General features: G+C 70.5%; 13 protein-coding genes and 1 pseudogene. 5 read left to right on the top strand and 9 right to left on the bottom strand.

Features of this window, described 5'->3' with window-relative positions; genetic code table 11:
- Position 1: 1 nt before the first annotated feature.
- On the bottom strand, positions 2–1,345 hold the full coding sequence (hemL, locus tag TR46_RS08655; protein ID WP_042396337.1) for a glutamate-1-semialdehyde 2,1-aminomutase: 1,344 nt from the start codon (positions 1,343–1,345) through the stop codon (positions 2–4).
- Between the two features lie 312 nt (positions 1,346–1,657).
- Here hemL and TR46_RS08660 point away from each other — a divergent pair, with 312 nt between their 5' ends.
- Positions 1,658–2,155 carry a hypothetical protein gene (locus tag TR46_RS08660; protein ID WP_084718153.1) on the top strand — a complete coding sequence of 166 codons (498 nt, stop codon included), beginning with the start codon at positions 1,658–1,660 and terminating at the stop codon, positions 2,153–2,155.
- A 145-nt stretch (positions 2,156–2,300) separates the two neighbouring features.
- Here the strand turns inward: TR46_RS08660 and TR46_RS44060 are convergent.
- The 4 genes and pseudogenes from TR46_RS44060 to TR46_RS08680 all read right to left on the bottom strand — a co-directional run.
- A pseudogene (locus TR46_RS44060) lies at positions 2,301–3,404 on the bottom strand (M48 family metallopeptidase); the annotation flags it as partial.
- 46 nt (positions 3,405–3,450) lie between these two features.
- The gene (locus TR46_RS08670; RefSeq protein WP_152626355.1) at positions 3,451–3,834 is read right to left on the bottom strand and encodes a hypothetical protein; all 384 of its coding nucleotides are present in this window, start codon (positions 3,832–3,834) and stop codon (positions 3,451–3,453) included.
- Positions 3,835–3,896: 62 nt separating this feature from the next.
- Entirely contained in the window at positions 3,897–4,214 is a 318-nt protein-coding gene (locus TR46_RS08675; protein ID WP_042396346.1) for a hypothetical protein, read from the bottom strand.
- Positions 4,215–4,397: 183 nt separating this feature from the next.
- Positions 4,398–4,775, bottom strand: a complete 378-nt coding sequence (locus tag TR46_RS08680; protein ID WP_042396348.1) for a nuclear transport factor 2 family protein — start codon at positions 4,773–4,775, stop codon at positions 4,398–4,400.
- Positions 4,776–5,045: 270 nt separating this feature from the next.
- Here TR46_RS08680 and TR46_RS08685 point away from each other — a divergent pair, with 270 nt between their 5' ends.
- Complete coding sequence (locus tag TR46_RS08685; protein ID WP_152626356.1) at positions 5,046–5,444, top strand: hypothetical protein; 399 nt, start codon at positions 5,046–5,048, stop codon at positions 5,442–5,444.
- Positions 5,445–5,651: 207 nt separating this feature from the next.
- Here TR46_RS08685 and TR46_RS08690 read toward each other — a convergent pair whose 3' ends face one another.
- From TR46_RS08690 to TR46_RS08705, 4 genes are all read right to left on the bottom strand, one after another.
- Positions 5,652–6,410, bottom strand: a complete 759-nt coding sequence (locus TR46_RS08690) for a polyamine aminopropyltransferase (RefSeq protein ID WP_042396352.1) — start codon at positions 6,408–6,410, stop codon at positions 5,652–5,654.
- Between the two features lie 70 nt (positions 6,411–6,480).
- Positions 6,481–7,692, bottom strand: coding sequence for an acyltransferase family protein (locus TR46_RS08695; protein ID WP_152626357.1), 1,212 nt, complete (start codon positions 7,690–7,692; stop codon positions 6,481–6,483).
- A gap of 197 nt (positions 7,693–7,889) precedes the next feature.
- Positions 7,890–8,135 (bottom strand): hypothetical protein, encoded by a 246-nt coding sequence (locus TR46_RS08700; protein ID WP_042396354.1) that lies wholly within the window; start codon positions 8,133–8,135, stop codon positions 7,890–7,892.
- 90 nt (positions 8,136–8,225) lie between these two features.
- Positions 8,226–8,840, bottom strand: a complete 615-nt coding sequence (locus TR46_RS08705) for a GNAT family N-acetyltransferase (RefSeq protein WP_042396356.1) — start codon at positions 8,838–8,840, stop codon at positions 8,226–8,228.
- Between the two features lie 314 nt (positions 8,841–9,154).
- On the opposite strand from TR46_RS08705, the gene rho reads away from it, so the two are divergent.
- The 3 genes from rho (at position 9,155) to TR46_RS08720 (ending at position 11,923) form a co-directional block, all read left to right on the top strand.
- Positions 9,155–10,312: a transcription termination factor Rho gene (gene rho, locus TR46_RS08710; protein WP_042396358.1), complete on the top strand. Its 1,158-nt coding sequence runs from the start codon at positions 9,155–9,157 to the stop codon at positions 10,310–10,312.
- A 134-nt stretch (positions 10,313–10,446) separates the two neighbouring features.
- Entirely contained in the window at positions 10,447–11,121 is a 675-nt protein-coding gene (locus tag TR46_RS08715) for a DUF1707 SHOCT-like domain-containing protein (RefSeq protein WP_042396359.1), read from the top strand.
- Between the two features lie 55 nt (positions 11,122–11,176).
- Complete coding sequence (locus tag TR46_RS08720) at positions 11,177–11,923, top strand: tyrosine-protein phosphatase (protein WP_042396362.1); 747 nt, start codon at positions 11,177–11,179, stop codon at positions 11,921–11,923.
- Positions 11,924–11,957 lie beyond the last annotated feature (34 nt).

Below are 11,957 nucleotides of genomic sequence, written 5' to 3' on the forward strand. Positions count from 1 at the left end.
CCTACCCGGCGACCGCCGCGGCAGCGGCCTGCGCCGCCGCGGGCAACGCCTCCGCGATCCGCTCGACCGCACGGTCGTCGTGCGAGGCCGACACGAACCACGACTCGAACGCCGACGGCGGCAGGTACACCCCGTTCGCCAGCATCGACTGGAAGAAAGCCGTGAACCGGAAGGACTCCTGCCGCCGTGCCTCGTCGTAGTTGGTCACGGTGTCGTCCGTGAAGAACACCGAGAACATACTTCCGGCCTTCTGCACCCGGTGTGCGACGCCCTCCTTGCCCAGCGCCTCGCTCACGAGCCCGGAGACCTCGGCCGACACCCGGTCCACCGTCGCGTACACCTCGTCGGTGCAGCCCCGCAGCTGGGCCAGCCCGGCCGCCGTGGCCACCGGGTTCCCGGAGAGCGTGCCCGCCTGGTACACCGGCCCGGCGGGAGCCAGCTGCGCCATCACCTCGGCACGTCCGCCGAACGCCGCCGCGGGGAAGCCGCCGCCCATGACCTTGCCGAAGGTCATCAGGTCCGGCACCGTCTCCGGGCCCCAGCCCTCGTTCGCCGACTCGTACCCGTACCAGCCGGACCGGGACACCCGGAAGCCGGTCATCACCTCGTCGGAGACGAACAGCGCGCCGTCCTCGCGGCAGAGCCGCGCCAGCCCGGCGTTGAAGCCGGGCAGCGGCGGGACCACGCCCATGTTGCCCGGCGAGGCCTCGGTGATCACGCAGGCGATCTCGCCCGGGTGCGCGGCGAACGCGGCGCGGACCGCGTCCAGGTCGTTGTAGGGGAGCACGATGGTGTCGGCCGCGGTGGCGCCGGTGACCCCGGGGGTGTCCGGCAGCGCGAAGGTGGCCAGCCCGGAGCCGGCCGCCGCCAGCAGCGCGTCCACGTGCCCGTGGTAGCACCCGGCGAACTTCACGATCTTGGTGCGCCCGGTGAAGCCGCGAGCCAGCCGGATCGCCGACATGGTCGCCTCGGTGCCCGAGGAGACCAGCCGGACCTGCTCGACCGGAGTGACCCTGCTCACAATCTCCTCGGCCAACTCGACCTCGCCCTGACCGGGCGTGCCGAACGAAGTGCCGCGTGAGACGGCCGCCTGTACGGCCTCGACGACATCGGGGTGGGCGTGGCCGAGGATCATCGGACCCCAGGAGCAGACCAGGTCGACGTACTCCCTGCCGTCCGCGTCGGTGAGGTAGGGGCCCTGGCCGGACACCATGAACCGGGGCGTCCCGCCGACCGCTCGGAATGCTCTGACCGGGGAGTTGACGCCGCCGGGGGTCACCGCGGAGGCGCGATCGAACAGCTTCTGGGACTCGGGGGCTTCGTAGGGGTAGCTCACAGGGACCATGGTCTCAAATCCCCATCTTCTCCAAACCGCAGCCTGTCCTTCGGCATGTCCCGGCCGATCATCTGGGACGATGATCGGGCCGCAGTGCACAGCCGCATGCCGACGGGACTCGGTGTCAGGTGCGCCTTTTCGGGAGGCCGGACTGTCACACGCCCGTTGCCTGTTGGCAAAACGATGACTGCCAGTAAGGATGGTGCCGTGTCCGAGCCGCGCGAAGGGTCCGAGGGTCCGACGAGGGCTTCGCGCAGGCGTCGCGAGGGCAGTGGTAGCGGTAACAGCAGTGGTGGCAACAGAGGCGGTGGCGGTGTGGGGGTGACCTACAAGTACTTCGGTGCACCCGACCGCGCCACCGCCGCCCGTGTCCCCACCGCGCTGGGCCGGGACGGCCTCGGCCTGGACGCCGGCGAGCTCGGCACCCTCGGCCGCCTGGGCGAGCTCTACGGCGCGGAGGGCCGCGACGGCGACGAGACCTTCAGCGGCGGCCTCTCCACCAAGATCAAGCCGGAGACCATGAGCGCGATGGTCCTCACCGGCATCAAGGGCATCCCGCTGGCCAACGTCCCGCCGCTGGAACTGGTCGTACTCCACCCCGACTACGCCGTCTTCCAGCTCCCGCACACCGTCGTCGAACCGCTCCGCAAGGCCGACGAGGCCGAACTCGGCACCGCCGCCTTCATCTGGTCCACGGTCCCCGACCGCCGCGGCCCCCGCGACGCCTTCGTGATCTACCAGATGCTCCACGAGTGGCACGACTTCGCCAACCGCCTCCACGACGCCGGCCACCAGCTCTACTGCCTGATGTGGCCCTGACCTGCGGGTTCTCCGGCTCGCACGGGTGAATCCCGGGCTTGCGAACGAACACCCGCTCCGGGTCGCGCAGGAGAACCAGCGCGGGCGCGGCAGTCCCGTCAGCCGATCCGTCAGGTCGGCCGTCCTCGGGCAACTCCTCAATCAGGGCGACTCGTTCGGCAGTCGGCGGGTGCGAATCGTAGTCATGCGGACGCCGAGAACGCTGCCCGGCGGAAAGCGCGGCGAGCCGCTCGCTCGTCCGGGCGGCGAGCAGGCGTGGGAAGCCGGCGTGTACCTCGCCCACCGGCGGCAAGGCTCCCACCGGCTTGCCCATCCCGGCGTACGTCTCGAGATAGTAGGTGTGCGCGGCGTCGAGTAGCGGAAGGGCGCGCAGCGCAGCCGCCATTGCGTCACGACCTGCGTACCGAGCGGCCACCTGGTCGGCTGCCAGTTCCTGTTGGCGGGCCACGGGCTGCGAGGTCCGCAGGAACATCCGGGCATATCTGACGTAAAGGGAGCCGATGAGGTGGCTCAGCCGGGTGCCGACCCCGCCGAACGCCTCCACCGTGTGCATAACAGCCGCCCGGCCGCGCATGGTGACCCCGCCTAGCCTCGTGTCACGGTTGCTGTAGTGCCCGAACTCGTGGGCGAGGACGGCACGCAGCTGCGGGACGTTCAGCCCGGCGAGCAGCGGCAGACCCAGGAGCATACGGCGCCGTCCGGGCAGCAGCCCCAACAGGCGGCCTTGTTCGGAGACCCCCGCGTTGACCTCGGCGATCAGGTAGAGCTCGTCGGGCGGCCGCTCCCCGGTCGCTTCGGCCGCGGCCCGCACCTGATCCCACAGCTCGGGCTGCTCCTCGGGCGTGACCGCGGCCGCGTGGGACGCGGGCCCCAGACGTCCGGCACGCAGAAAGGCGAACATGCCCCGCAGGATCGCCACCGCCGCCAGAACGGTGCCCATCAGGGCAGTCGTTACGGGCCAGATCGCGACTGAGACGGACAGTCGCGTCACCACCAGCCAGTCGACCGTCGCCATGGCCGCCAGCAGAAACAAACCCAACAGATAGAAGCCCGCCAGCAGTACCAGCGCACGAACAGCGCGCAGTCGGAACGTCATCGCCGTATCCCCCACAGGACTCGGTCGGCCGGAGCGGCCGAGGAGCGCTCGCGGATCGTACCGCCCGCCCTCCGAGCAGGTCAGTCGGCCAGTGAGTGCGTATCCGTCCCGGTAGACGGGCTGGTGTTGATGTGCCGCATGGCCGCATGGCATTTCGGTACAGTGCAGCCGTTACGGACACATGGAAGGCGCGATCGGGTCAGACTCCGATGACAGTGATCGCCTGGCTGTCGTGAATCTGGTCCAGATACGCCTGGATGTCGTCCTGGTCCGAGGTCGCGACGATCGTCGCTTCGATCTCCACAGCCGTGAGCGCGACCAGGCCATCCACCGGATCAGGTTTCTTCTTCGGGTTGAGGTCCGCTCTGCCGATCAGCTCGCCCACCCTTCGCCACTCCGCCTCGGTGTAGCAGCACACCACCGCGCAGTCCTTGAGCGCCCGCGCCAGGTAGGCAGTGCGGGCACCTCCTCGCCACGCCTGAGCGACCACCGGGGCAGGAACGACCGGACGCCCGGTCAGGCAGTACTCCCCGTGGAGTACTCGGGTGCGCCGATCCCGCGGGTCGGAGAGCGCGATGAGCATCCCTGCGTCGTACACCACATCGCCGAGTGAATCGGCGTCAGGACACGTCGGGCAGCCCCGATTCATGCCACGTTCCGACGGGCACGGATCGCTGTCGCCCGAGCTCGGGCTGCCGCAACCTGCTCCCTGATCCGAACCGAATCCTCCGTCAGGGCGTCGCTCGCCGGCGGCCAGTCCAAGGACTCCGCCTCAGCCTCAGCAGCGGCGATGGCCGCGTCGATATCGGCAAAAGACGCAGCGATCCGCTCCCGGCGCACGGCCTCGGTGAGCGCGGCTGCCACCACGTAGGCGGAAACGTCCTGACCACCTTCCTCCGCGGCCAGCCGGATGCGTTCGGCCTGTTCGAGATCCAGGCTGATGGAGATCCTCGTCTTCGCCATGACGAAATCGTATCACGCCGTAATACGGCGACTGGAGCAGCAGCCCGGGCGGCCCCGTCTGCGAGCTAGAGCCAGGACACGGCCGCACCGTGCCCTCAACGCCACGGCCTGAACCAACCGCGAACCGCAGCCCCGGAGTGCCGTGGGACGAGCTCACGAGAAGGCAAGCGGCAGAAGGACGACTCAGGAGGCGGACGGCCCGATCTCCCCGGCAAAGACGATGACCTGGTCGATGAGGCTCCGCCGCAGATGGACGACGTCCGTTCCCGCCAGGCGGGGGCCTCCATCCGGCGTGGTGAAGACCCACTGGTACCGGGCCCACTCGTCAGGCATGTCCACCGCTGAGCAGCGCACCATCGTGCCGGCGCCCGCCGGGTGGTTCCGGATGTCCAGCATGAACCGCTCGACCGCCGCGATTCCTTCGCTGCGACCCAACGGCCCCCAGAAGACCACGTCTGAGGTCAGGGCCTGGGAGAGCAGGGCAGTCACATGGCTGTCGTCCGAGGCGTTGAACGCGGAGATGAACGAGTCGATCGCGGAGCGTGCCGTCTCTTCCTGCATGCCCCAGTAATACCAGCCGTTGCGCGTGAACGCGTCCCGCGAGCATGCGTCCTAGCCGCAGGACGCTCTCAAGGGCGCCTGTGGGGATGGTGTGGCAGTGGCGGGTCGGGTCGGGTCTAATGCTTGGTTGTGGATGCGAGCGCAGCGGCGGTCATAGGAGCGGCAGTTGGCGCGGTCAGTGGGTTGGGGGGCGGCTGGCTCTCTGTGGTCGGGCAGTCCCGGCAGCACCGGCTGCAGCAGGTGGGGGAGCGTGAGCGCTGGCGCGAGGAGATGCGGCGCGACGCCTACAACACCTTCATCGCCACCGGGAAGAGACTGTCGTCGGCGTGGTGGAAGTCGGCCGACCAGTTGCTGGAAGCGGGCAGTACGCCGACCGACTGGCAGGCCCGCTTCATCGATGCACACGAGGCCTGGGTGGAGTTCAGCACAGCTGCTGCCGCGGTGAGCGTCGCCGGTCCCCGAGCGGTGGCCGAAGCGGCGGACGAGCTTCGCAGGGCGATGTCCGAATGGGAGACCATCGGTACGGCGTGGAGCCATGAAGCCATCCGAGGGGGCGTCGGCCGGCTCGAACATTTCAACACCCGCTTCCAGGCTGCGGCGCAGGCGAAGCGGGTCCCGGACAAGGCGTTCCAGGCGGCGGCCCGAAAGGCACTCGGGACTGACGACTGACCGGCCGATCCCGCGCGCCGTCGACGCGGTGGAAATCGAGCGGCGCCCCCCGGCAGGCGCAGCAGCAGCGTGGACGTACCACGGGCGACCACGCCGACGACGCCCTCGGCCGCAAGCAGAGCGCCCTGGGCGCACAGCACCGCGAGCAGCGCGGTGTTCTGCCGCACGGTCAGCGGCGGCCCCGTGTCCGCCCCGTGTCCGGCCACGCTACCCGCCCCGGGGAGCACCGTGCAGGGGCGTGACGGCGAGGTAGACGGTGTTGGCGGCCTCGCGGCCCTGCAGCGGGTTGTCGAAGGTGACGATCTCCGCGCGCACCTCGGCGAAGGCCCGGGCCTCGGCCAGGGACGACATGAACTCCTGGTCGGGCGGGTCGTTGGACCAGAGGGCGAACACCCCGCCGGGGTTCAGCATCCCGGCGAGGCGGCGCAGCCCCGTCGGTCGGTAGAGGTCGGCGTTGCCGGGGTGCAGCCAGTGGCGCGGCGAGTGGTCGATGTCCACCACGATCGCGTGGAAGCGCCGCTCGCGGGTGTCCGGGTCGAGTCCGGAGCCGGTCCGGACCATCGCGAAGAAGTCGCCCTGCACCAGCCGGCAGCGCGGATCGGCCGCCAGTCCGGAGGGGATCAACTCGCGTTGATGCCATTCGATCACCTCGGCGAGGGCGTCCACCACGACCAGCGAGCGCACCGCCGGGCTCTCCAGCACGGCCTGCGCGGTGCAGCCGAGGCCGAGGCCGCCCACCACCACGTCGAGGGTCGCGTCGGCCGCGCCCGCCAACTCGGCGAGAGCCAGCCGCCCGAGCTCCAGCTCGGCGACGGTGAACAGGCTCGACATCAGGTATTCGTCATTGAGCTTGATCTCGTAGACGTCCCGGTCCACACCGCCCACATCGGGGTAGCGGCGGCGGCGGAGCGCCAGCTCACCGAGGGCCGTCCGGCGCCAGTCGAGCTCCTGAAAACGCACACTCACCGGTACTCCCTCGTCCGTCCTGCCCCCAGCTTGGCACTGCGGCGGACGTTCCGGGCGCGGGCGGCGCCGGTCAGCGCCGCGCCGCTCCGACCGTCTCCTGCTGCGAGACCGTCTCCTGCTGCGGGACGGTCTCCGGAGCCGGGACGGCCCCGTCGGCCGGGGTGTGCTCCCGGTACTCGTCCAGTGCCCTGGTGACGCCGCGTTTCAGCAGCCGGGCCAGCGGGCGCTCGACCAGCCGGTGCACCAGCCAGGCGAAGGCCAGCATGGTGACGGCGGTCAGGCCGACCAGCGGCCACGGGGCGATCCGCTGGTGCAGCAGCCTGATCATGGTCCAGCCGATGTTCTCGTGCACCAGGTAGAAGGGGTAGGTGAGCGCTCCGGCCCAGGTCAGCCACTTCCACTGGATGCGCGAGAGCAGGCCGAGCGCCACCATCGCCATCACCGCGTAGCAGAGCACCACCAGCACGGCGTCGGGCCAGACCGGATAGGTGTAGCCGAGCCACGGGTTCGACTCGCGCTGGTGCTCGTTCGCGTAGTCGATCGAGATGATCAGGTTGACCGCGACGATGCCCCACAGCAGCAGGTTCGGGCGGAACCGGTACATCAGGTAGTAGGCCAGACCCGCGATGAAGAAGGACGAGACCCCGGGCATGGCGACCAGGCTGAGCAGCGGCTCCTTGGTGGTCGGGCTCACCATCCCGGCGACCGTCCAGATCAGGCAGAAGGCGACGACCCGGTTGTAGGTCACCCCCTTCCAGACGACCAGGGCGAACAGCAGGTAGAAGCGCAGCTCGAACCAGAGGGTCCAGTAGACCGCGTCCAGGTTGAGCACCCCGACACCGGTCTGGAACATGGTCAGGTTGGTGACGATCGAGAAGAAGTCCAGCGGCTGGGTGACCATCGGCCAGGTGGTGAGCACCACCGTGGTGGCCAGGATCGCGAACCAGTAGGTCGGGTACAGCCGGGTCACCCGGGAGGTGAAGAACGCGCCGAGCCCCTTGCCCCAACTGCTCATGCAGATGACGAAGCCGCTGATCAGGAAGAACAGGCAGACGCCGGTCCACATGTAGGCACCGAGCCAGGCGGCGGTGGGGAAGACTTGGCGGATCGGCCGGCCCCAGGCGTTGTGCGCGGCTGTCGGGCTGCCGCCGAAACCGACGTAGTGGTGGAACATCACGGTCAGCGCGGCGAGGATGCGCAGACCGTCCAACACGACCAGGCGGGGAGGCCTGATCTGCTGCGGTACGGCCGACTCTCGGGCGTTCTGCGCTGTTGGTATCACCAGCCGGAGCCTATCCGCCGCACAACCGATCGACAGAACCCGGAGGGCTCGGGCCTCCCGTGATCCGTCCCACAGTGGTGGTCACGACTGTGTCAGGGCTTGTCGGGGAGCCCGGCGCCTGTCGGGAGAACGCCCGGCGTTCGCCGGCGGGATCGCCCGGCGCCGTCAGGCGTCCTCGCCGTCAGGCGTCCTCGCCGTCAGGCGTCCTCGGCGTCGACCACGGCGAAGCCGACCCCCTTGCAGGTCCCGCAGGGCGCGCCGTCCGACACCCCGTCGCCGTGGCACTCGCCGCACAGCCCGTCGTGCCAGAGCGTCCCGTCCAGCGCCAGATGCGGCGCCGGGTAGTGCGTGTCCGGCAGCACGCACTCGACCTGCGTGAGCGCGTGCCGCCTGAGGCACAGGTCCCCGCCGGGACGCCGCCATCCACTCTCCGCTTCAGCCATGTCGCCCGCTCCTGCCACCCGCCGCTGTTCCCGTGCTCTCCAGCTTCCCAGAGGGCACTGACAGTGGGCCCCGGGCCCGCGGCGCCCGCCTCAGGCCGTCGAGCGGCCCAGGTAGGTGAGCGGGCCCGGGTCGGTGACGGGGATCACATGGAAGCCCAGCCGGTCGTAGAAGGCCCGGGCCGGGGTGTTGGCGGTGACCATGCCGAGGTGGACCCGGGGGACGCCGGCCGAGCGCAGCGCCGCGAACAGCGCGTCCATCAGCTCGCGTCCATGGCCCAGCCGCTGGTGGCTGGGCAGCAGGTCGATGTGCAGGTGCGCCGGGTACTCCGCCAGCTCGTCCAGCAGCATCCGTTCCGGACGGTGCATCAGATCGACCATGGCCTCGCTCGGCGTGGTCGGCTCGCGCTCCGGCAGCGGGTAGCGATCCGCCAGGGTCGGCAGCCATTCGGTGCGGAAGCGCTTGACGAAGCTCGCGGTGTCGGCGGTGCCGACCACATAGCCGACGGCCCGTTCGCCGTCGTCCACGACGAAGGCCAGTTCCGGCTCCAGGACCGCGTAGGGGGCGGCGAAGATGCTCGGCATCAGCTCCAGGTCGGGGTAGACGTGCCGGGAGTCACCGCCGTCGTGGGCGGTCCGGACGCAGATGTCGAACAGGGCGTCGCGGTCCTCCGGCCGGTACGGGCGGACCGTTGCTCGCAGGGTCATGGCGCCGATGGTGGTCCATTGGGAGCGCTCTCACAAGCGGATTACTCCGCGGTAGAACGCTCTTCCCTCAGCGGTTGACAGCTGCTACTCTGCCATCAGCATGTGAGATCGCCGTAGTCCGGCGCCCGTGCTTCTTCGCACCACCGTTCCGCATCGCCGACTGCCCACTGACGCAGCCCGTCCTTCTGTGACCGGCTTCCAGGCGCAGCCCTCGCTCCACCTCCACCTGTATCGCAGGCCGCGCCGCTGTCCCGGGCGATGATCGCCGACACCTGCCGCCGTCTGCCTCGCCCTGTCCGCGAGAGGACTCCATCATGACCACCCTTCTTGAACCCCCGGTCACCCCGACCGAAACACCCGAACCCGTCCTGGCCGGCACCGCCGCAGCCACGGTCACCGCGGGCGTCTTCGACCTCGCCACCGGCCGCAACGCCACCGGCGGCGTCCTGCGCGGCCCCGGTTGCCTGCCGCTGCCCGGCGATCCGCGGATCACCGCGCAGCAGGTCCGCCGATACGGCCTGCGCCGCGGCGACCTGGTCGAGACGGCCGGCGGCGGCATCGTCCGCGTCAACGGCCGAGCGCCCGAACTGGCGCTCAAGCGGCCGCACTTCGCCGATCTCACCCCGGTCCATCCGCACCAGCGGCTGCGCCTGGAGACCGGGGCCGCCGGGCTCACCACCCGGATGATCGACCTGCTGGCGCCGATCGGAAAGGGCCAGCGCGGGCTGATCGTCGCCCCGCCCAAGGCCGGCAAGACCGCCGTACTGCAGGCCGTCGCCGACGCGGTGGCCCGCAACCACCCCGAGTGCCGACTGATGGTGCTGCTGCTGGACGAGCGCCCCGAGGAGGTCACCGACATGCGCCGCTCGGTCCGCGGCGAGGTGCTGGCCTCCACCTTCGACCAGCCGGCCAAGGAGCACACGGCACTGGCCGAGCTGGTCGTCGAGCGGGCCAGGCGCCTGGTCGAGGCCGGCGAGGACGTGGTGCTGCTGCTCGACTCGATCACCCGGCTGTGCCGGGCCCACAACACCACGGCCACCGCCGGCAGCGGCCGTACGCTCAGCGGCGGCGTGGACGCGAGCGCCCTGCTGGCCCCCAAGAAGCTCTTCGGCGCGGCCCGCAGCATCGAGGGCGGCGGCTCGCTGACCATCATCGCCACCGCCCTGGTGGAGACCGGGTCCCGGGCCGACGACTACTACTTCGAGGAACTGAAGAGCACCGGCAACATGGAGCTCCGCCTCGACCGCACGCTCGCCTCGCACCGGATCTTCCCCGCCATCAGCCCCGCCCCGAGCGGCACCCGCCGCGAGGAGCTGCTGACCGCCCCCGACGAGCTGGACGCGATGCACCGGCTGCGCCGCGCACTGCAGGCCCAGGGACCGCAGCAGGCCGTCGAACTGCTGCTGGAACGGCTGCGGAAGTCGTCCGGCAACGCCGAGTTCCTGACCCGGATCCTGCGCACCACCCCCTGACCGGGGCACAGCGTTCGACCGAAACACGGCGCCGTCGTCCCGGACGGGCCTGCCGCACCGCGCTGACCAGCCATTCGGGAGGCGCTTGCCGCATGCTCTCGTCACCCGGCCGGACAGCCGATAGGATACGCGATATGTCGCGAGATCCGATCCTCCACACCCACCGCCCTGACGACGACCACCAGGCCATGCGGGCCTCGCACGAGGACCGGGACGAGATCGTCGAGCAGCTGCGGGTCGCCGCCGGTGACGGACGGCTCACCGCCGAGGAGCTGGACGAGCGGCTCGGGATCGCGCTGGAGGCGCGCACCTACGGCGAACTGGCCGTCCTGGTACGGGATCTGCCGGCCACCACCGCCGGACCGCCGGCCCCGGCCGCTGCGGCCGTGGACGCCAAGGACCTGATCCGACTGCAGGCCCACCACTCCAATCTGCAGCGGCTGGGCCCCTGGATCGTGCCGCGCCGACTGGAGGTCGAGTGCCGCGCCGGCAACGTGGTGCTGGACTTCACCCAGGCCGCCATCGGCGCACCCGTGCTCGACATGGAACTGGTGGTGCGCCACGGCAATGTCCGGTTGATCGTCCCGCCCGAGGTGGTGGTGCAGATCGACAGCGTGGAGATGCACGGCGGCAATGTGCACCAGCGCGCGACCACCCCCGAACCCGGCACGCCGGTGCGGCTGCTGGTGAACGTGTCCGGCGAGGTGCGCCACGGCAATGTGGAGGTGCGAAGCCCGCGGGTGGGCTTCCGCGAACGGCGCCGCCGCCGGCAGCTGCAGCGCGATCAACTCGGCCGGTACGGCAAGTAAGCCGCACCCCGGCCCTGCTGGTGGCCCGGCACGGAAGGATCACTAGTCTGGGTCGATGACGACGAGACATATCGCGTTCGAGCGACTGCACAACTTCCGCGACCTGGGCGGCTACGCCGCGGCGGACGGCCGTTCGGTGCGCTGGGGTCGGCTCTACCGCTCCGACTCGCTCGGAAAGCTCACCCCGGGAGGCCCGGACCACCAGCGGTTCCTCGACCTCGGCATCCGTACCGTGGTCGACCTCCGCTACCCCTGGGAGGTCGAGCGCGGCGGGCGGGTCCCCGAGCAACCCGGCCTGGAGTACCACAACCTCAGCATCGAGCACCGGCCGTACGACCAGGCCGCGATCGACCCGGACGCCGACCCCTGGCGCCACCTCGCCGACCGCTACGCCGAGGTCGTCGAGGACGGCGCGAAGGAGATCCGCGAGACCCTGGACGTGATCGCCGCGGACGGACGGCCCGACAGCGCCCCGCTGGTGTTCCACTGCGCCTCCGGCAAGGACCGCACCGGGCTGATCGCCGCGCTGGTGCTCAGCCTGCTCGGGGTGGGCGAGGACGACATCCTCGCCGACTTCGCCCTGACCGAGCTCGCCTCCGCCCGGCTGCTCGCCGACTACCGCGCCGCCTATCCGGACCGCGAGCAGATCTGGCCCGGCTACGGCCGCGCCCCCGCCGCGGTGCTGCGCCACGTCCTCGACGACCTGACCGCGGCCCATGGCTCGGTCCGCGGCTACGCGGTGGAACGGCTGGGTGTGGACGACGAGTTGGTGGGGGCGCTACGAGCGCGACTGCTGGAGTGAGCAATAACTGGAAAGAGTGTTGACAGTTCATTGG

It is taken from the genome of Streptacidiphilus carbonis (genome assembly GCF_000787775.1).
GTDB classification, from domain to species: domain Bacteria; phylum Actinomycetota; class Actinomycetes; order Streptomycetales; family Streptomycetaceae; genus Streptacidiphilus; species Streptacidiphilus carbonis.

Excerpts from the sequence above, each read along its gene's own strand:
- hemL (WP_042396337.1), bottom strand. The coding sequence starts at position 1,345 with ATGGTCCCTGTGAGCTACCCCTACGAAGCCCCCGAGTCCCAGAAGCTG.
- TR46_RS08670 (WP_152626355.1), bottom strand. The coding sequence starts at position 3,834 with ATGCTCATCGCGCTCTCCGACCCGCGGGATCGGCGCACCCGAGTACTC.
- TR46_RS08675 (WP_042396346.1), bottom strand. The coding sequence starts at position 4,214 with ATGGCGAAGACGAGGATCTCCATCAGCCTGGATCTCGAACAGGCCGAA.
- TR46_RS08680 (WP_042396348.1), bottom strand. The coding sequence starts at position 4,775 with ATGCAGGAAGAGACGGCACGCTCCGCGATCGACTCGTTCATCTCCGCG.
- TR46_RS08685 (WP_152626356.1), top strand. The coding sequence starts at position 5,046 with ATGCGGCGCGACGCCTACAACACCTTCATCGCCACCGGGAAGAGACTG.
- TR46_RS08700 (WP_042396354.1), bottom strand. The coding sequence starts at position 8,135 with ATGGCTGAAGCGGAGAGTGGATGGCGGCGTCCCGGCGGGGACCTGTGC.
- TR46_RS08705 (WP_042396356.1), bottom strand. The coding sequence starts at position 8,840 with ATGACCCTGCGAGCAACGGTCCGCCCGTACCGGCCGGAGGACCGCGAC.
- rho (WP_042396358.1), top strand. The coding sequence starts at position 9,155 with ATGACCACCCTTCTTGAACCCCCGGTCACCCCGACCGAAACACCCGAA.
- TR46_RS08715 (WP_042396359.1), top strand. The coding sequence starts at position 10,447 with ATGTCGCGAGATCCGATCCTCCACACCCACCGCCCTGACGACGACCAC.
- TR46_RS08720 (WP_042396362.1), top strand. The coding sequence starts at position 11,177 with ATGACGACGAGACATATCGCGTTCGAGCGACTGCACAACTTCCGCGAC.